General features: G+C 61.8%; 15 protein-coding genes. 9 read left to right on the plus strand and 6 right to left on the minus strand.

Annotated elements, in window-relative coordinates:
- Positions 1-35 precede the first annotated feature (35 nt).
- Positions 36-1,118: an AI-2E family transporter gene (locus M0D68_RS20620; protein ID WP_093638538.1), complete on the plus strand. Its 1,083-nt coding sequence runs from the start codon at positions 36-38 to the stop codon at positions 1,116-1,118.
- A 71-nt stretch (positions 1,119-1,189) separates the two neighbouring features.
- Here M0D68_RS20620 and M0D68_RS20625 read toward each other — a convergent pair whose 3' ends face one another.
- Positions 1,190-2,050: an esterase family protein gene (locus tag M0D68_RS20625; RefSeq protein ID WP_266225180.1), complete on the minus strand. Its 861-nt coding sequence runs from the start codon at positions 2,048-2,050 to the stop codon at positions 1,190-1,192.
- A 165-nt stretch (positions 2,051-2,215) separates the two neighbouring features.
- Positions 2,216-3,325: an OpgC domain-containing protein gene (locus M0D68_RS20630; protein ID WP_211703760.1), complete on the minus strand. Its 1,110-nt coding sequence runs from the start codon at positions 3,323-3,325 to the stop codon at positions 2,216-2,218.
- Between the two features lie 548 nt (positions 3,326-3,873).
- Here M0D68_RS20630 and M0D68_RS20635 point away from each other — a divergent pair.
- Entirely contained in the window at positions 3,874-5,046 is a 1,173-nt protein-coding gene (locus M0D68_RS20635) for a porin (RefSeq protein WP_200619212.1), read from the plus strand.
- An 85-nt stretch (positions 5,047-5,131) separates the two neighbouring features.
- On the opposite strand, the gene M0D68_RS20640 is transcribed toward M0D68_RS20635, so the two are convergent.
- On the minus strand, positions 5,132-5,431 hold the full coding sequence (locus M0D68_RS20640; protein WP_234486661.1) for a hypothetical protein: 300 nt from the start codon (positions 5,429-5,431) through the stop codon (positions 5,132-5,134).
- Between the two features lie 253 nt (positions 5,432-5,684).
- Positions 5,685-6,272 (minus strand): NUDIX domain-containing protein, encoded by a 588-nt coding sequence (locus M0D68_RS20645; protein ID WP_266225181.1) that lies wholly within the window; start codon positions 6,270-6,272, stop codon positions 5,685-5,687.
- A gap of 123 nt (positions 6,273-6,395) precedes the next feature.
- On the opposite strand from M0D68_RS20645, the gene M0D68_RS20650 reads away from it, so the two are divergent.
- The 6 genes from M0D68_RS20650 to M0D68_RS20675 all read left to right on the plus strand — a co-directional run bounded on the left by M0D68_RS20650 (position 6,396) and on the right by M0D68_RS20675 (position 14,622).
- On the plus strand, positions 6,396-7,151 hold the full coding sequence (locus M0D68_RS20650) for a DeoR/GlpR family DNA-binding transcription regulator (RefSeq protein WP_266225340.1): 756 nt from the start codon (positions 6,396-6,398) through the stop codon (positions 7,149-7,151).
- Positions 7,152-7,596: 445 nt separating this feature from the next.
- Positions 7,597-10,425: a xanthine dehydrogenase family protein molybdopterin-binding subunit gene (locus M0D68_RS20655; RefSeq protein WP_266225182.1), complete on the plus strand. Its 2,829-nt coding sequence runs from the start codon at positions 7,597-7,599 to the stop codon at positions 10,423-10,425.
- The gene (locus M0D68_RS20660; protein WP_266225184.1) at positions 10,422-11,162 is read left to right on the plus strand and encodes a (2Fe-2S)-binding protein; all 741 of its coding nucleotides are present in this window, start codon (positions 10,422-10,424) and stop codon (positions 11,160-11,162) included. Before M0D68_RS20655 ends, M0D68_RS20660 begins: the two co-directional genes overlap by 4 nt.
- Positions 11,159-12,421, plus strand: a complete 1,263-nt coding sequence (locus M0D68_RS20665) for a cytochrome c (protein WP_256457922.1) — start codon at positions 11,159-11,161, stop codon at positions 12,419-12,421. The genes M0D68_RS20660 and M0D68_RS20665 overlap by 4 nt, the downstream gene beginning before the upstream one ends.
- Before the next feature lie 280 nt (positions 12,422-12,701).
- Positions 12,702-13,118, plus strand: coding sequence for a hypothetical protein (locus tag M0D68_RS20670; RefSeq protein WP_266225186.1), 417 nt, complete (start codon positions 12,702-12,704; stop codon positions 13,116-13,118).
- Positions 13,119-13,668: 550 nt separating this feature from the next.
- Entirely contained in the window at positions 13,669-14,622 is a 954-nt protein-coding gene (locus M0D68_RS20675) for a peptidoglycan DD-metalloendopeptidase family protein (RefSeq protein ID WP_266225188.1), read from the plus strand.
- 169 nt (positions 14,623-14,791) lie between these two features.
- Here the strand turns inward: M0D68_RS20675 and M0D68_RS20680 are convergent, their stop codons facing one another.
- Together M0D68_RS20680 and M0D68_RS20685 are read right to left on the minus strand one after the other, a co-directional pair.
- Positions 14,792-15,610 (minus strand): alpha/beta fold hydrolase, encoded by an 819-nt coding sequence (locus M0D68_RS20680; protein ID WP_093638581.1) that lies wholly within the window; start codon positions 15,608-15,610, stop codon positions 14,792-14,794.
- A 468-nt stretch (positions 15,611-16,078) separates the two neighbouring features.
- Positions 16,079-16,477: a hypothetical protein gene (locus M0D68_RS20685; protein ID WP_093638585.1), complete on the minus strand. Its 399-nt coding sequence runs from the start codon at positions 16,475-16,477 to the stop codon at positions 16,079-16,081.
- A gap of 348 nt (positions 16,478-16,825) precedes the next feature.
- On the opposite strand from M0D68_RS20685, the gene M0D68_RS20690 reads away from it, so the two are divergent.
- The gene (locus M0D68_RS20690) at positions 16,826-17,281 is read left to right on the plus strand and encodes a (2Fe-2S)-binding protein (RefSeq protein WP_093638590.1); all 456 of its coding nucleotides are present in this window, start codon (positions 16,826-16,828) and stop codon (positions 17,279-17,281) included.

A 17,281-nucleotide genomic window follows, 5' to 3' on the forward strand; every position in this document is an offset into this window, starting at 1 on the left:
CACGCGCGCATATCCACAAGAACTCAAGAGCCCACATGATTTCACGCCCCCCCGTAGCGCCACCCGAATCGCCGACACCGCCTGATTGCCTGAAAAAGCAGAAAGCGGCTTCACTCGTCCTGTATATCGCACTCGTGTTGCTGGCGCTGTGGGTCGTGCGCGATTTCATTGCGGTGGCGGCCTGGGCCGGCGTCATTGCGATCGCGCTGTGGCCGCTTTTGCAAAAGGCGGAAGGCTGCCGCTGGCTTGCCGGCCGTACGACGCTGATCGCCGCGGCGCTAACCCTTGCGATCGCATTGCTGGTGGTCCTGCCAGTGGGTATCGGCATTGCCCAGGCGCTGCGCGAAGCCCATGACATGAATGAGTGGTTCAAGGCCGCGCAGGAAAACGGTATTCCGATGCCGGACGTCATCCAACGCTTGCCGTACGGCGTGCAACAGATCTCAGCCTGGTGGCAGGCCAATCTCGCCCAGCCGCTGCGCGATTCGGCGGCAATGAAGGGGCTGCACAGCACCACGGTGATGACGCTAGGCCGCCACTTCGGCGCGCGCGCGGCGCACGGCGTGATGGTGTTCGCGTTCATGCTGGTCACGCTGTTCGTGATCTTTCAGGCGGGGCCGCGTCTGTCCGGCTCGCTGATGAAGGGCGTGCGGCGCGGCTTCGGCGAGGACGGCGCGCAGTTGCTCGCGCGCATGGCCGCGGCAGTACGCGGCACGGTGTCGGGGCTGGTGGTGGTCGGGCTCGGCGAGGGCGTGCTGATGGGCGTCGCCTATTTCGTGACCGGCTTACCGCACGTCGCGCTGCTCGCGCTCGTCACGGCGATTGCCGCGATGCTACCGTTTTGCGCGCCGCTCACGTTCGGCCTCGCGGCCCTGTGGCTGTTCTCGCAAGGCTCGGTGGCCGGGGCCATCGGGCTTGCGGTGTTCGGCTCGGTTGTAGTGTTCGTCGCCGAACATTTCGTGCGGCCGGTGCTGATCGGCAACTCGACGCGATTGCCTTTCCTGCTCGTGCTATTCGGCATTCTCGGCGGGGCGGAGACGTTCGGTTTGCTCGGCCTTTTCATCGGGCCCGCGCTTATGACCGTTCTGGTGGTGCTGTGGACCGACCTCGTGCAATAGTTGCACGCACTTGTTGCACGCACATTGCCGGCGCAATCAGGATTGCTGATTTGCCGGCTTATTTTTCCTGATTACTTGTCCTGATCGCGCGCCGATTGTTTGACGCAGGCCAGCGTGTATTTCAGCGCGGCAGGCAGCAGCGCGCTCCAGACATCCCAGGTGTGGCCGCCGTCGATGATGCGCAGCGCCGCCGGATTCCCCGCCAGCCGAAGATGCGTGTAAAGCGATGACGCATCGGCCTGGATCGCCAGGTCGTCGTCGCCGGCGGCGATGAACATCGGCAGGCGATACGGTTGGCTCATGTAGCGTTCCCATTGCGCCGGATAGTTGAGCGCATGCCAGACGTGCGGATCGAACTGCCGGTCGCCGAACACGCCAACGCGGCGCGCCGCCGAAGCAAGCGGCGGCTCGTTTGCGTAGATCGCGGGGCTTAGCAGGAGCGCACCGCAAAAGTGCTCGGGTTGGGTCATGGCGTAGCGCAACGCGCCGAAACCGCCCATTGAAACGCCGCCGATCATCCGCCCGCTTCGCTGCGTCGCGACCGCGTAGCGCGTTTCGATCTCAGGCAGCAGATCGCTGAAGAACGCCGTCTCCATCTTCTCCTTGCGATCGACATACCAGTCCGTGCCGCCCTGCGGCATGACGATCGCGACCGGTGGCATCTCCTTGTGCTCGATCAGTGCGTCGGCGGTGGTTTGCAAATGGCCTTGCGTGAGCCAGTCGTTGGCGTCGCCATTGTTGCCGTGCAGGAGGTAGAGCACGGGAATGCGTGCGGCGTCGTGACGATAGCCGGCGGGCAGATAGATGGTGTATGTCCAGTCGCGGCCGAGCGCTTCGGAATGGAAGCTTCGGCTGATGACGGTGCTGGCGCTCGCCGACGCGCCGACAGTGGTGCATAGCGCCAGGAGCGCGGAATGTAGGAATAGACGCATGTCAGAGTAAGAGGCCGCCGCGCAGGTCGCGCGCGGCCGTCATGCTATCAGGATCGGCAGTGAAAAATTGGCAAGCGTCGCGGCGGCAGTTCGTCAGGCACGCAAGCGGGAAGCAGCAGGCGGCAATACAGCAAAAGCTCGTGCGTGCATGCGCACGCCGCCCGCTCAGGGCGACGTTCTGAGACGCAAGCTCCAGAGGTGCGTCGCGAAGCGCTTGAGCGGCTCAGATGCTCTCGCAACGGCGAACAGCGCACCGACTGCACATGCATCCGCTATCAGCCCGAGGGGATAGTTCAGATAGCCGTCAGTCGCCGCATACAGCACCGAATCGACGACCAGCGAAATCACGGCGCCTGCGATAAAGCACAGCAACCCTTTACGCCCGATCATGCCGACCCACGGCATCCATTGAGCGAGCTTCCTTGCCCAGCCGAGCTGGATCAGGTTGGCGACGAGCCAGGCAATCGCCAGAAAATTGATCGCGCGCAGATAGGAGAGATTTTGCTTGAAGCTGGCGTCAAGCGGCTCGCGTTCGATAAAGAGTTTGTAGTAGGCCGCGGCGGCGACCACGGCGAACGCCAGCACGCTGACCAGCCAGCCGAGCCGGTGTGCGCTGATCCGCTGATAAACCGGCTGGCAACGTGCCAACACGCCGAGCACGAACAGAAACTGCCAGGCAAACGGGTTGAAGTCCCAGTGCATGTCCGGCGCGGCGGGCAGGTAGGCGTCGATCGCCGGTGCGCCTGCCCACAGCGCAACGCTGCCGGCCAGCAGCAGCCACGGCTTGCTGCGCGCGAGCGGCAGGATCATCGGCACCAGCAGCGCGAAGAACGCGTACATCGGCAGCACGGAAGCGAGGTACGGCTGACGGCGGAACAGCAGGATGTCGCGCAGGGCGGCCACGGGGGTATCCATCAGATCGTCGAGATCCGTGGTGGCGAGATTTGGGCCGTCGATGCTGAACGCGGTCAGCACCGCGCTGACCAGCAGCATCAGGCCGGCCGTGATGAGGAAGGCGCGATAGATTTCGAGCGAGCGGCGCAGGAAGCGGCTGCGCGCGGTCGCCTCGTTACGCCGTTCGGCGAGCGCTGCGTAGGCCGTCGCGGTGGCGAAGCCGCCGAGGAACACGAAGACTTCAGCGGCATCGCACAGTGCGTAGGCGTGCAGCGTGACGCGCGACAGAATGCTGCCGCCGATGTGATCGACGACGATGATCAGGAGGACCAGCCCGCGGAAAAAATCGAGCTCGATCAAGCGGGATTGCGACTTTTGCATTGTGTAGTGCCAAAAGCAGCCCCGTGCGACGGCGCGCTAGTTCAGCGCAGCAGGCGTCTCACAAAGCTTTTGAAATTGGATTAGGTGTTGCGGCGGGCGGCGGACTGATGGATGCGCGACCCGCGGGGCGGTCATCCGTGTCGCCGCTTGAACCGGCCATGCCAGGCGCGGCTGCAGAGGCCAGTAAAAATGACCCATTTGAGGGCGCAGAGTTCCGCTGCAGCGCCGCAAAAGCTTTCGATTATATTTCCTTCCATGACAAAACTGCTGCGAAACCCGCAAGGCCGACGCGCCTAATGCGACACCCAGCTTAAGTCCCGACGGCGCGGCGCCGTTTACCTGAATAAGCGTTGCGAAAAAAGGGGCTGCCCCACGCAGTGGAGATTTCGCAACGTTTTGAGATATGCGCGCGACACCTGATGGACGGCGACGTAACGGCGTGTGAGGATTTCTTCAAAGCGCGTCGGGGTCGCTAAACGCCTCGAGAAGCGTCAATAAGAAAGCGGTCGGATCGAGTTGTCCCATTACTCGAGCTCAGGGAGATCTTCATGAACAAGCAAGTGTTCGCGCTGGCTGTCTCCACTGCTTTGTCCGCCACTTCGTTAGCGATTTTCTCCCTGCCTGCTTTTGCCCAGACGAGCGTGACGCTGTACGGCGTGCTCGATGAAGGCATCAACTACACCAACAATGTCGGCCGCGGCCATGTCTATGAACTCGCGAGCGGCTATGCGCAAGGCAGCCGCTGGGGTTTGAAGGGCGCCGAGGAACTGGGCGGCGGCCTGAAGGCGATCTTCCAGCTTGAAAACGGCTTCGACGTCAGCTCCGGCCGGCTCAACCAGGGCGGCCGGATGTTCGGCCGCCAGGCGTTCGTCGGCCTGAGCTCGGAGCCATACGGCACCTTGACGTTCGGCCGCCAGTACGACTCGGTGGTGGACTATCTGGCACAGACCACGGCCAACGGCAACTGGGCCGGTTCCCTGTTCTCGCACCCGTACGATAACGACAACACCGATAACTCGTTCCGTCTCGACAACAGCGTCAAGTACACCAGCCCGTCGATCTCGGGCTTCCAGTTCGGCGGCGTCTACAGCTTCAGCAACGACACCGGCTTCGCCAACAATCGCGCCTACAGTTTCGGCGGCCAGTACACCTATGGCGGACTGCTGGTTGCCGCGGCCTATCTGCAGGCCGACAATCCCGGCAACGGCTCAAACGGCGCGATCACCGCGAACGACGCCAGTTTCATCGCCGCCCGCATGCGCGTGTTCGGCGGCGGGATCACTTATACCTTCGGCCCGGCCACGGCGGGCTTCGTGTACACCAACTCGAACTATCTGGATCCGACCGGCAACGGCTATCTCGGCGTGACGCCGCTCGTGCCGCCGGGTGTGCTGTTGAACTCGCTGAAGTATCAGAACTTCGAGGTGAACGGCAAGTATCAGATTTCGCCAGTGCTGTTCGTCGGCGCGCAGTACGTCTACACGATGGAAACCTACGACGCCACGAGCGGCGGCGTGAAGCCGAAGATTCATTCGTTCGGCCTGATGGCGGACTACAACCTGTCTAAACGCACCGATGTGTACATTCAGGGCGAATACCAGCAGGTGACCGGCGACCCCACCTATTCGATTCTGGACGACGCCTTCACGCCCGGCACGCAGTCGCCGTCATCGACGTCGAAGCAGGTCGTGGTGCGCGCGGCGATACGGCATAAGTTCTAGGAGATGGCAGGGCTCGCCGGTGGTGGGCTGAATGATGACTGCTGAGCCCTGGCGCGATGGATATCGCTTCCCGTACGACGGGAGATCAATTCATCACGTAGTTCTGAATCAGAATCCCGACTGCCACGCCGGCGGGAATGCCGAACGTTCTACCGCGAATAGTCGCGGTTAGATCTTCATCGAGTACGAAACTGCAGCGGCGTTCACGCCAGACGGTCTTATAAGCCAATGGTTTTGCATCGACGATAACGAGCGAAATGAGCACGGTGAGGATGACCTGTTCCAAAGCATGCAGTTTCGCGATAAACGGCGAAAAATCACCAGCATTGCACAGCAATACCATTACGACTGCAGCGATCAGGGCGCCGAAAAAGAAGCCACCCATGAATCTGTTCGCTGAATTAAGAGAATCCACTTAAACCTCAAATCATTCGCCGGCTTTATGAAGCTGACGAAGTAAAAAATATACTGACGGAAATGGTTTGCCCGTTCAAAGACCTGCCTCGCAATGACCGGGAGGCAGGTAGGCTTTAAAAGGACCCATAAGGATATTTTTTTGACGTTCGTCGACATATCGTCCCTTTCCCAAAGTCGCGTGGGATTAGTCTGAAATGCCGCGGCTTGTGGCGAGGCAACGCTTACGCGCAGAACAGATTCAACTTTGCGTACTGCAACAACATGATTGTCTTCCCGTCGACGATCTCGCCGCGCTCGACCATCGCCAGCGCTTCGTTCACCGGTAGCTCCAGCACCTCGATATCTTCGCCCTCGTCGGCAATGCCGCCGCCCGCGCCGACTTTCGCCACCGCATCATATTCAGCGACGAAAAAGTGCAGCTTTTCTGTCACCGAACCCGGGCTCATGAAGGCTTCGAACACCTTGCGCACTTCATGCACGCGGTAGCCGGTTTCCTCTTCGACTTCGGCGCGAATCCGTTCTTCGGGCGAGGCTGCTTCCAGCAGACCCGCCGGCGCCTCGATCAGCATGCCGTGATGACCGTTGACGAACGCCGGCAGGCGGAATTGCCGCGTCAGCACCACCGTGCGGCGGCGCGGATCGTATAGCAACAGCGTCGCGCCGTTGCCGCGATCGTAGGTTTCGCGGCTCTGGCGCTGCCAACGGCCGTCCGCGCGTTGGTAGTCGAAGGTGGTTTTTTTCAGCACGTACCAGTCGTCCGATAGCACTTTCACGTCGACGATCCGCACCCGCCCGGCGATTTCGTTCATGGCTCGCATCCTGTTCCATTGGGAAACGCGGTCTGCACCGCATGCAATTTATGGTATCGTGCAATATCGTGCAAAAACAAGAAATTTCGTGCAGTTAGTCAAAATGCTTCCGGGATGACCACCGTGCTCACATCGCAAAGAAAACAGTTGATCCTTGACGCGCTCAAGCGTGACGGGCAGGTGATCGCCAGGACCTTGAGCGTCGAGTTCGACGTCTCGGAGGACACCATCCGCCGCGATCTGCGCGAGCTCGCCGCCGAGGGGCAGCTTCAGCGCGTGCATGGCGGCGCCTTGCCGGCGTCGCCGGCAGCGGTGGATTTTGCCGGGCGCGAGCGCATCGAATCGGCGTCGAAAGCGGCGATCGGCCGGGCGGCGGCGGGCATGATCGCGCGTGGGCAGATTGCGTTCATCGACGGCGGCACGACGGCCGTGCAACTGGCGCGTCACTTGCCGCGCGACTTGCGGGCGACGATCGTCACGCACAGCCCGAGCATCGCCGTCGAACTGGCTGAGCACGCCGAGCTTGAGGTGATCATGATCGGCGGGCGTCTGTTCCGGCATTCAATGGTCAACGTGGGCGCGGCAGCTATCGAATCGCTCAGCCACATTCGCGCTGACTTCTACTTCATGGGCGTCACGGGCGTGCATCCGCAAGCGGGCCTGAGCACCGGCGATATGGAGGAGGCCTACGTGAAGCGCGCGCTCGCGGAACATGCGGCGGAAACCGTGGTGCTGGCGTCGGCGGAAAAACTCAATGCGGCGTCGGCGTACAAGATCGCGGACGTGTCGGCGGCCAGCACGATCGTCGTCGAGCGGAACACACCGGAGGTGCTGACCACGCCGTTCGAAGCATTGGGGATCGCGATTCTGCGTGCTTAGTAGGTACGTTTTAGTAAGTACGCTCGCGACAAAATAGCGGCCATCGTTGATCAGCGACAGATAACAGAAAGTGCAATAAACCCACTGTTATAACGATTCATACCCAATCCGTTATTTGCGAGATAGCTGACAAAAAATGACGCACCGTGCGTCTAAACAGCGAGATAATCCCGGCCCTTGGCCCTCTGTAGGGCAGGGAAAAGGCAACTCACGGTAGTTCAAGGTCAATCAGATCGACTGCGGCAGCCGAAGTGATGGCTACTGCACGTCGCCGGTACGCCCGGGCTCAAGCAAGCGCCCGCGGTTCGAACACCTCCCTCGTGGTTATCGCCGTCCAGCGCAGGTTCGCCACGCGCGAGCAAGCGTGCGGTCTCGCGCGAGACCTGACGTTTTCCACGATCGTCCTGCTCACGAGTTGCCGCTGTGTTCACTAAAGGAGAAGTCCATGGGGAAACTCGACCTTTCGCGTCGTAGTTTTCTGAAGGCCAGCGTGTTGGCGGGTGTGTCGGTGTATATCGCGCCGATGGGCAGCCGCGCATTTGCTGCGTTGTTCGAAGACAAAATTCTGACGCCGGTTCAGTGGGACGCCGCCAATGGGCAGGCGAAATTCCGCATCGACGGTATCGCCAAAGTGACGGGCTCGAAAGTGTTCGCGCGCGACATCCGCGCCGCCGACATGCCGCACTGGCCGCAGCAGCAATCGCATGCCTTCATCCTGCGTACGACGCAAGCCGACCGCAGCTATGAAGGCTTTGACCTGTCGCTGCTCGGCGACGATCTGAAACCCGACCGCGTGGTGACGGCGGCCGATCTGGTGCGCGACGGCCTGATCTTCCCGGCCTTCTACGGCGACGACATGTTGCTGCCGCCGGGCAAGACGCCCGCGTATCTCGGCCAGGCGGTCGCGATCCTGATCTATCACGACTTCGCGCGCTTCCGCTTCGCAAAAGACAAGCTCAAGTTCCAGGATCAGATCATCCGTTACGGTGCGCAAACCGGGCCGCTCGAGCGCGATCCGTGGGGCACGTTCCGTTTCGTGCGCGTCGGCGGCAAGACGCCGTATGACGACGATATCTTCTCCAGTCTGAAAGACGCGCCGGTGTTCCCGAGCATGATGCGCAAGCACCAGCCGGTGTGGCCGGACGGCGTCGAACACGGCAAGCTCGACGAGCAGGGCATGTTCCACGCCGGTCAAATCCAGCAGGAACTGGATCATCCGTCGGCGGACTGGCTCGTCATGGAGCGCGAGTACAACACGCAGTCGATCGACACGGCCGCGCTCGAACCCGACAACGCGAACTGCTGGTACGACGCGGCGACGCAATCGCTGCACATGGTCGTGCCGACCCAGGCGCCGTCCGAAGTTGCCGACAGCGCGGCCGGCATGGTCGCGAAGTGCGCGTTTCCGGTGAAGAACCTGTTCATTCACCCGTGCTACACGGTGGGCTACGGTTCGAAGGATCACTTCAACGTGCCGTTTTACGGCCTCGTCTGCGCGATGTATGCGGACGGCCGCCCGGTGCGTCTTGCGAACGATCGCTACGAGCAGTTCCAGACGTCGTTGAAACGCCATGCGTTCAAGATGAACTACCGGATCGCCGTCGATAAGAACACCGGTCTGATGCAGTCGTTCAAGGCCGCGATGGAAGCGGACGGCGGCGGGCGGTGCAACTTCTCGCCGTCGGTGGCGATGGTCGGCGCGACGGCTGCGCAATCGATCTATTACTTCCCGAAGAACGATCTCTCGGCGGTGGCGATTGCTTCGCGCGCGATCGACGCTGGTTCGGCGCGCGGTTACGGCACGCTGCAAAGCATGGCCGCGACCGAGATGATGGTCGACGAAATCGCCGCGCAACTGAAACTCGATCCGATCGACTTTCGCCTGAAAAACGCACTGCGTTCGGGCATGAAGAACACCCAGGGCGCGGTGCCCGCGGGCGCGATTCGCGTCGACGACGTGTTGCAGAAGGCGAAGGTTCATCCGCTGTGGGTGAATCGCGCAAAGCGTAAGGCCGAGTTCGAAGCCGCGCATCCGGGCAAGCGGTATGGCGTCGGTTTTGCGTGTGTGCAAAAGGACTTCGGCACGGGCGCGGAAACCTCGTTCGCCAAGGTCGAGTTCAGCGCCGACGGCAAGATCGGTTTACAACACACGGCAGCCGAAATCGGCACCGGCATGTCGACCTCGCAGGCGATCGCGGTCGCGAAGTGGCTCGGCAAGCCGGCCACCGACGTGCATGTCGCGATCACCGATTGGCCCGATCTGCCGGTCGTCACGAGCGGCGATCCGTACATGATGTCGCAAGCGGACCAGGACAAGCTGGCCGCGAATCCGCGCTGGTCGCCCGGTTATGCGTCGCCGTCGAGTGCGACGAATTCGGCGTTCTATTTCACGCACAGCACGCGCGAAGCGGCACGCGTCGTCTTCGCGCACGGTCTGTGGCCGGCGGCGATGGCGATCTGGAGCCAGGGTGGCGGCGGTGGTCAAGCCGCGCCGCTGGTGGTGCGCATGGAGGACGCGCGTTGGGTCGACGGCAAGCTGTCCGCGGCGGGGCTCGAAGCGTTGCCGTTCGAACAGCTCGCGAAGAAGGCGCACGAGTTGGGTCTGGTCACCGGCGCGACCGTGCATGTCTTCAATCGCTGGCAATGGACCGAGTCGGACTTCGAGATCGACGGCAATGTCGAGCGCCTGCCGCTCGATGGGCTTGCGCTGAGATATGGCGACAACGCTTCGGCCGATAAAAAGAAACTGCAAACCACGCCGAACCATTACCGCGTGCTCGATCGTCAGCGCGTGTTCATTCCGCCGGTTCAGCGCAACAACGCGGCCGTGACGTATTACAGCGCGGTCGGCACGCTGGTCGAGTTGTCGGTGCATGAAGCGAGCGGCAAGGTGGACCTGCTCGCCCATCACTCGATCATGGAATGCGGCAATCAGCTCTCGCCGCAACTTGTGTCTGGCCAACTGCAAGGCGGTCTTGCGATGGGCATCGGTCACGCATTGCATGAGTATCTGCCGCTCTATGAAGACGGTCCTGGCAACGGCACGTGGAACTTCAATCGCTACCACTTGCCGCGCGCGACTGATGTCGCCGTCTGGACCCAGACCGGCGAAGTGCTGCCGCCGCTCACCGAGACCGACCCGCCGAAGGGCATCGCCGAAGTGGTGATGATCCCGGTGGTCGGCGCCATCGTGAACGGTATCGCGCACGCGATCGGGCATCGATTTACCGACCTGCCGGTCACCCCGCAACGTATTCAGGAGGTGCTCGCATGACGGCCCCCACTCAAACTTCCGCTAATGCTGCGAGCGCCGTTGTTGCCTCGGGCACCGTTTCTGGCGCTTCCGCTTCCGCCGCAGCTACTGCGGCCTCCAGTCCCGCGGGCGCTGCTTCTGGTGCTTCTGGTGCCACGGGTGTTGCCGCCGGCGCGCCGGCCACAACGGTAGTCGAGCGTCCGTTGACGCATTTCCGCACGCTGCCGGTGTCGGTCAAGGTGAACGGCGAGATCGTCGGCCCGACCGACGTGCCTGCCGGTCTGATGATGATCGACTTCCTGCACGAGTATCTGCACCTGACCGGCTCGCGACTCGGCTGCGGCCAGGGCATCTGCCACGCGTGCGTCGTGATCGTCGACAAGCCGGACGGCACCAGCGAAGAAGTGCGCACCTGCATCACGGGCGCGAATTTCTTTCATGGCAAAACCATCCGCACGATCGAAGGCCACGCGAAGCGCAACGAGGCAGGCGAGGTCGTCGAACTGTCGCCGATCCAGCAGAAGTTTCTCGAACACTTCAGTTTTCAGTGCGGTTACTGTACGCCCGGTTTCGTCAATGCGGCGACCGTGCTGATCGAACGTCTGAAGCGTCAGCCGATTGCCAAAGACAAGGTCGAGCAAACCATCACCGAGGCGCTGAACGACCATATCTGCCGCTGCACGGGCTACGTGCGCTACTACGAAGCCGTGAAGGAGGTTGTGATGACCACGCCTGGCCTCGTAAAGGACGCGGCATGATGACTCCCTCGATGAATGTGCGTCGCGCGTTGCTGCTGCTCGGCACGGCCGCTTTGCTAAGCGCTTGCGGCAAACAGGACGACTCCGCCGCAGCGATGCAGGCCGCTGCCGCAATGGGTCCGCAATCCACCGCCGCCGATCCGCTCGCGCGCGGCCGTTACCTCGTAAAAGCCGCCGATTGCGCGGCCTGCCACACCACGTCGGATGGTGCGCCGTTCGCCGGCGGCGTGAAGCTGGCCTCGCCGTTCGGCACCTTCTACGGCACCAACATCACGCCGGACAAGGACCACGGCATCGGCAACTGGAGCGCGGACGATCTCTACAAGGCGCTGCACGACGGCGTCACACCGACGAAGCAGTTGTATCCGGCCATGCCGTACACGTCCTACCGCCAGTTGTCGCGCGCGGATAGCGATGCGATCTACGCATACCTGATGGCGCAGAAGCCGGCGGCCGTGGCGAACCACGAGCCCGAGTTGTCGTTCCCGTTCAACATGCGCTTTGGCGTGCGCTTCTGGAACTGGGTGTTCCTGAAGGACACGTTGCCGGATGCGTCGAAAGGGCAGTCCGCAGATTGGAATCGCGGACGCTATCTGGCGAGCGCACTCGGCCATTGCGCCGAATGTCATACGCCGCGCGGCAAGTTCGGCCAACTCGACGGCGCCAAATCGCTAACGGGCGCGGCGCTCGGCAGGATCGCCGCACCGGACATCACGCCGCATGGTTTGGCAGCACGTGGCTGGACCGCCGCGGACCTGCAGACATTCTTCGCCACGGGCATTGCGCCGCAAGGCTCGGCTTTCGGCGAGATGTATCCGGTGGTGCATCTGAGCAGTCAGTACATGACGCATGACGATCTGCGCGCGATGTCGACGTATCTGCTCGGCGATCAGGGGCCGGCGCCGCAACCATTGCAATCGGTTTCCGCCGATGCCGCGCAACTCGAGGCGGGGCGCAATGTGTATCTCGCGGTGTGTGCGGGCTGTCACGGACTGAGCGGCGAGGGCAAGCCGCACGTCGCGGTGCCGATGCACGGCAACTCGACAGTGCGTCAAAGCGATGCGCACAACCTGATCGTGGCGATGCTCGACGGCATCGGAGCGCAGGATTTCCCGGGCCTCGAGCGGATGCAGGAGATGCCGGGCTTCGCCACGCAACTCAGCGACACGGAACTCGCGCAGCTTGCTAACTATCTGCGTGCGACGTACGGCGGCCAACCCGCCGACGTGACGGCCGATGCGGTGAAGGCGTTGCGTTAAAGCATGCCATGCGTTGGGCGCTGGAAATGAAGCGCTAATCGTTGTGTAAGAAAGAGCCGGTTCCGATATGGGCACCGGCTTTTTTATGTGCTCGCCACGGGGCAACCAAACCGCCAGGCCAACGATTGACGTCTTTTCACGCCGATCCTCGTGTCTCCCGCGAATGGCGCGCAATGAACTCGCGCCTAATGGTCTGCTCAAACGGTATCGCGCCGTTGCTGTCTGGCGGCGCGCCGTACGTTTCGCCGTAGACCGATTCGATGTCCTTCACGGAGACTTCATGAGCAATCTCGCAACGCAGGTTCTTCCTCATCATAGTGACCCTCATTCGGTGGGTGCGCCGCTGGCTTGCGTACAAGGTACGATCAGCAAGGTTTTCCTCAGCCCGGAATTTCACCACACCGCCGAACATCAGCAATTCGTCATCAAGATCGACAGTGTCGTGAAGTTCGACGGCGGCACGCAGAACCTCGTCGGTACCGAAGTATTCGTTGCCGTGCGGTACGGCGACAGCGAAGGGCTCGCGCAGGAAATTCCTGGTTTGCAGGTCGGCCAGCCAATCGAGGCGCAAGGCGAATACATCGCCCAAGCCAGCGCCTATCCCACCGCCGATAACAACAACCCCGTTCTGCCGGTGCTGCATTTCACGCATCATCCGGTTGGCTTCGTGCTGTATCAAGGTCATACCTACAGCTAGGTCAGGCCAGTCGCTGCGGCCGGGCGGACGCACGTCTGTCCGTCCGTTCGCCTGCGCATTTCACCATCTTCGCTCCGCGTTTCGCGTACCAGTCATTCAAGTTTTCGCGGTGTTCTGCCGATAAGCAAACGTAATCGTCCGGTCGTCGGGCGGCGCGGCCGTCTGCGGTCTTCGCGGTCATGCGCGTTGAGACGCGACGCCGACACCGCGGGTGAGGACTGGTTGCGGATGCAACCGTCTGTGCATCACCGTAAGTAAGGTTTGTATCTGTTTGTGTGGACCGGGACGTTTTTTGCAAAACGCACTTTACAATTCCGCGTGAATTTTAATCGGCAATCTGGCCCTTTTCGCGGAAGATCGGCTGTTTTCGAGCATTCAGCATCTGGGCATCCAGTAAGGCGAAAGGGATTGGGTTGGACGGCAGGGCACGGGTGGGCGCCGCACGAGGCGGCCTCGCTGTGTCGCGGCAGAAAGCAGCGCTTCGTCAGAATGCGCGCATCGCACGCGACAGGGCAGCATCCGGCTCGCCAATAAAAAGCAGGAGTCGAACATGTTGGGAAAGCGTTTCGACAGAACAATGATGGCCAGTCTGGCTGGCGTGTGGGTCGCGCTGGCGGTCAGCAGTTGTGCGAATGTGGGACAGCAGGACGCGCAAACTGGCGCGGCATCGGGCGCATCGGCTGCGTCCGGTGTGCCGGCAGCGGCTGCCGCGCCGGCTTCCGGTGCGCTTGCAGGTTCGTCGGTCCAGTCGGCCGCCGACGACGGCACGCCGCTTAAGAAGTCGCCGCCGTTGGTGTATCGCGTCAAGCGTGGCGACACGTTGGCGCGCATCGCGCAGCATCATCATTGCAGTGTCAGGCAGTTACAGGCGTGGAACGGGCTCAAGCCGTCCTCGCGATTGAAGCTTGGTCAGGTGCTACACGTCGCATCGCCGGAAACGGTGCGGGCAGCCAATGCGGCAGCCGCCGCTGCGAAGGCTGCGGCGGTGTCCGCGCCAGCTGCTCCGCTTGCCGCGCAGCAGGCGCCGGCGGCAACTACGTCGCAGACAACGGCGCAGTCCGCTACGCCATCAGCCGCGCCTAGCGCCGCCGAGGCACGCGAAGTCGCGCAGCAAACTTCGCGGCACGCGAACGGCGTGTCGCTGGCATGGCCTGCAGGTGGCCGTGTAGTCGAAGCATTCCAGCCGGGCGAAACACGCGGCATCGAAATCGGCGGCAAGCCCGGCGATCCGGTGCGGGCCGCGGCCGACGGCAAGGTGATGTACGCCGGCACCGGTTTGAACAGTTACGGCAGTCTGATCATCGTTCAGCACAACAAGGACTTTTTGACCGCGTACTCGCATAACCGCAAGCTACTGGTCAAAATCGGCGACATCGTGCGGCAAGGCCAGCAGATTGCCGAGATGGGCGATGAGAACAACTCGCGCGTCTCGGTCGGCTTCGAGTTGCGCCGCGACGGCAAGCCGGTTGATCCGATGCCGTATTTGCCGCAAGGGCGCGGTTAGGCGCGCCTAAGAATCAGCCGGCGATTTTTCGCCAACACCAAACAAGCAGCGATCCCGGCCAGTCATTTGCCGGGATCGCTGCTTCGTCACATCCTCGCATTCGGGTCCTCCGGGTCCTCCGGGTCCACTACCGGGCAGATCAGACCGGCTACCCATAACGCGCCTTCCTTCAATCGAACCAGCGCAGCGCCGCTGCAACGATCGCTTCGGGCGCATCTTCCTGCACCAGATGACCGGCCTTGGGCACCGCCTGAAAGCGTGCCTCGGGTATGACTGCCGCCAGTTGCCGGCCGCGTTCGAGCGGAATCCATTGGTCGTCTTCGCCCCACAGGATTTGCGTCGGGCAACGCATCTGCGAATAACGTGTTTCGACCGCATCGGTATAGCGCTGATCCATCTGGGCGATCTGGCGGTAGAACGCGGCTTGTCCCGTTGCGCCGAGCCACGGCGTCACATAAGGCGCGAGTTCTTCGTCCGGAATATCGCGAGCAATCGCGCCGCGCACGTACGCTTTCACGACCGCTTCGTGGATATACGGCGGTAGCCCGGCGAACGCCGCGCCGTGTTCGCGCACGTGCTGCACGAACGGCGAACCCCATGGCGCGACTGCCACCGGATCGATCAGCGTGAGGCTGCGATAGTCGCACCCATCAATGAGATGCGCGCGCAAGGAAGTCGCGCCGCCGAAATCGTGCGCGATGATGTCCGGATTCGTCAGGTCCCAATGCGCGAGCAATTCCGCCAGCAGCACGTTCTGCACGCCGAGCGAGACGTCCTGAGCGTCGCGTTGCTCGGATTGGCCGTAGCCAAGCAGATCGTAGTAATACACCGTGCGCACTTGCGCGAGATGCGGGGCGATGCGATGCCACACATACGAAGAAAACGGTGTGCCATGAACCAGCACCAGCGGCGGGCCGTTGCCGGTCACGCGAAAACGCACGGTTTGATCACGGAACGTATAGCTTTCAGGAAGCGGCCAGTTTTGCATGATGATGAGCGTCGCGAGAAAGTCTGCTTACCTTAGCAGGGTGCTCCGAAGCGCGCTGACCGGCTTTTCGTAGCATGCTCCGAGTGCCTCCCGCAAAAGCTCACCTTTGTTTTATTCAGCAAAGCCAGGCAAATTGAAAAGATTGTGAAGCACGGCGTCGCTGCATTGAATGGTGGGTGGCGCGGATATAACGCACTGTTACGAAACGCGCATAAATCACCTTGAAACAAGGTATTTTTGTGCTGGCAGGATTCGGGAAGCCTGGTAATCGTCGAGGACGCGGCGATTCGGTATTCAACGAAGCGATGCGCCCAAGGCCAGAATGTGCGCGCGGCAATGGTGAGCGAATTCGGGAGCCGAAGGTTCAATCAATGCGGAATGCCACGCCCCCGCGTTCCACCAAAGCGACGACCTCCGGCCAACGCCAACGAAGCCCAACGAGCCCCAGGCGAAGGAACACGCCGCCGGCTACTTCGCTTCAACGCCGCGCAGCAATTGCGAAACCTGGCCGTGGTGATGCAGGATCGCCGGGTCGACTTGCAGGAGCGGCAAGTAGCGTGGCAGGAATGCGTTGTTGGGCTGGTCGGGAGAAAAGAGGCCGGAGACGGCTTCGGCTGCGGCGAGCCGATCGGCGGCGTCCGCTTCTTTGTCGTCGAGAATCTCGTCGACGTTGGCAATGACCGTGGAGAGCGGCGTAAGCCAGCGGAACGCCGAGCCGTTAATGAGCACCTGCAGGAAGGCCGCCGGGGTCACAGGGCCGAATTCCTTTTCGTACGCCGCGCGCTCGTGATCGAGAATCGATTTATGCAACGCCAGTAGCGGTTTGCGAATTTCCGAGAGGAATTGAATGCATTGTTGGTCGTTCATCTTGCCGCTCCTTCGGATAGTCAAACCAATGCCGCAATGGTAACGCATTGATTTGAATCTCGTTTCACTTCCGGCAAGCGCCGCCGCGAAGTCCTTTTCGCCGTGTGAATGCGCACGCGGACATGTCACGTTGTCGGCGAACTTCTTTATCCACGGCTACAATTTCCGGGTCCCTTCCAGCGCACGCGCGCTGCACATCATTTACTGTACTCGTTGACCTGCAATTGAACAGTAGCCGCATGACGTATTAGCACGGCGTGTCGAATAAACACGGCAAGTCTTTGCGTTTTGGTTCGACGTCTCTGTCTAAACAGCCTGACAAACAATAAACCCCACCCGGAGCCGCCCATGACAACGTTCAACATTAACGGCCAGACTCATACCGTCGACGCACCCCCCGACATGCCCCTCCTGTGGGTCTTGCGCGACCTCGTCGGCTTGACCGGCACCAAGTTCGGTTGTGGTATCGCTCAATGCGGCGCGTGCACCGTGCATCTCGATGGCGTCGCGGTGCGCTCGTGCGTGCTGCCGGCGGCGGCCGTCGGCGATAAGAAAATCACCACCATCGAAGCGGTCGGCAGCACGCCGGCCGGGCAGAAGGTGCAGCAGGCGTGGCGTCAACTGGACGTCGTGCAATGCGGCTACTGTCAGTCCGGGCAGGTGATGTCGGCGGCCTCGCTGATCGCGAGCAACCCCAATCCAAGCGATGCGGATATCGACGCCGCCATGGCCGGCAACATCTGCCGCTGTGGGACGTACAACCGCATCCGCGCGGCGATCAAGCAAGCCGCGAAGGGAGCCTGA

The sequence above is a fragment of the Paraburkholderia sp. SEWSISQ10-3 4 genome (assembly GCF_030464785.1).
GTDB classification, from domain to species: domain Bacteria; phylum Pseudomonadota; class Gammaproteobacteria; order Burkholderiales; family Burkholderiaceae; genus Paraburkholderia; species Paraburkholderia aspalathi.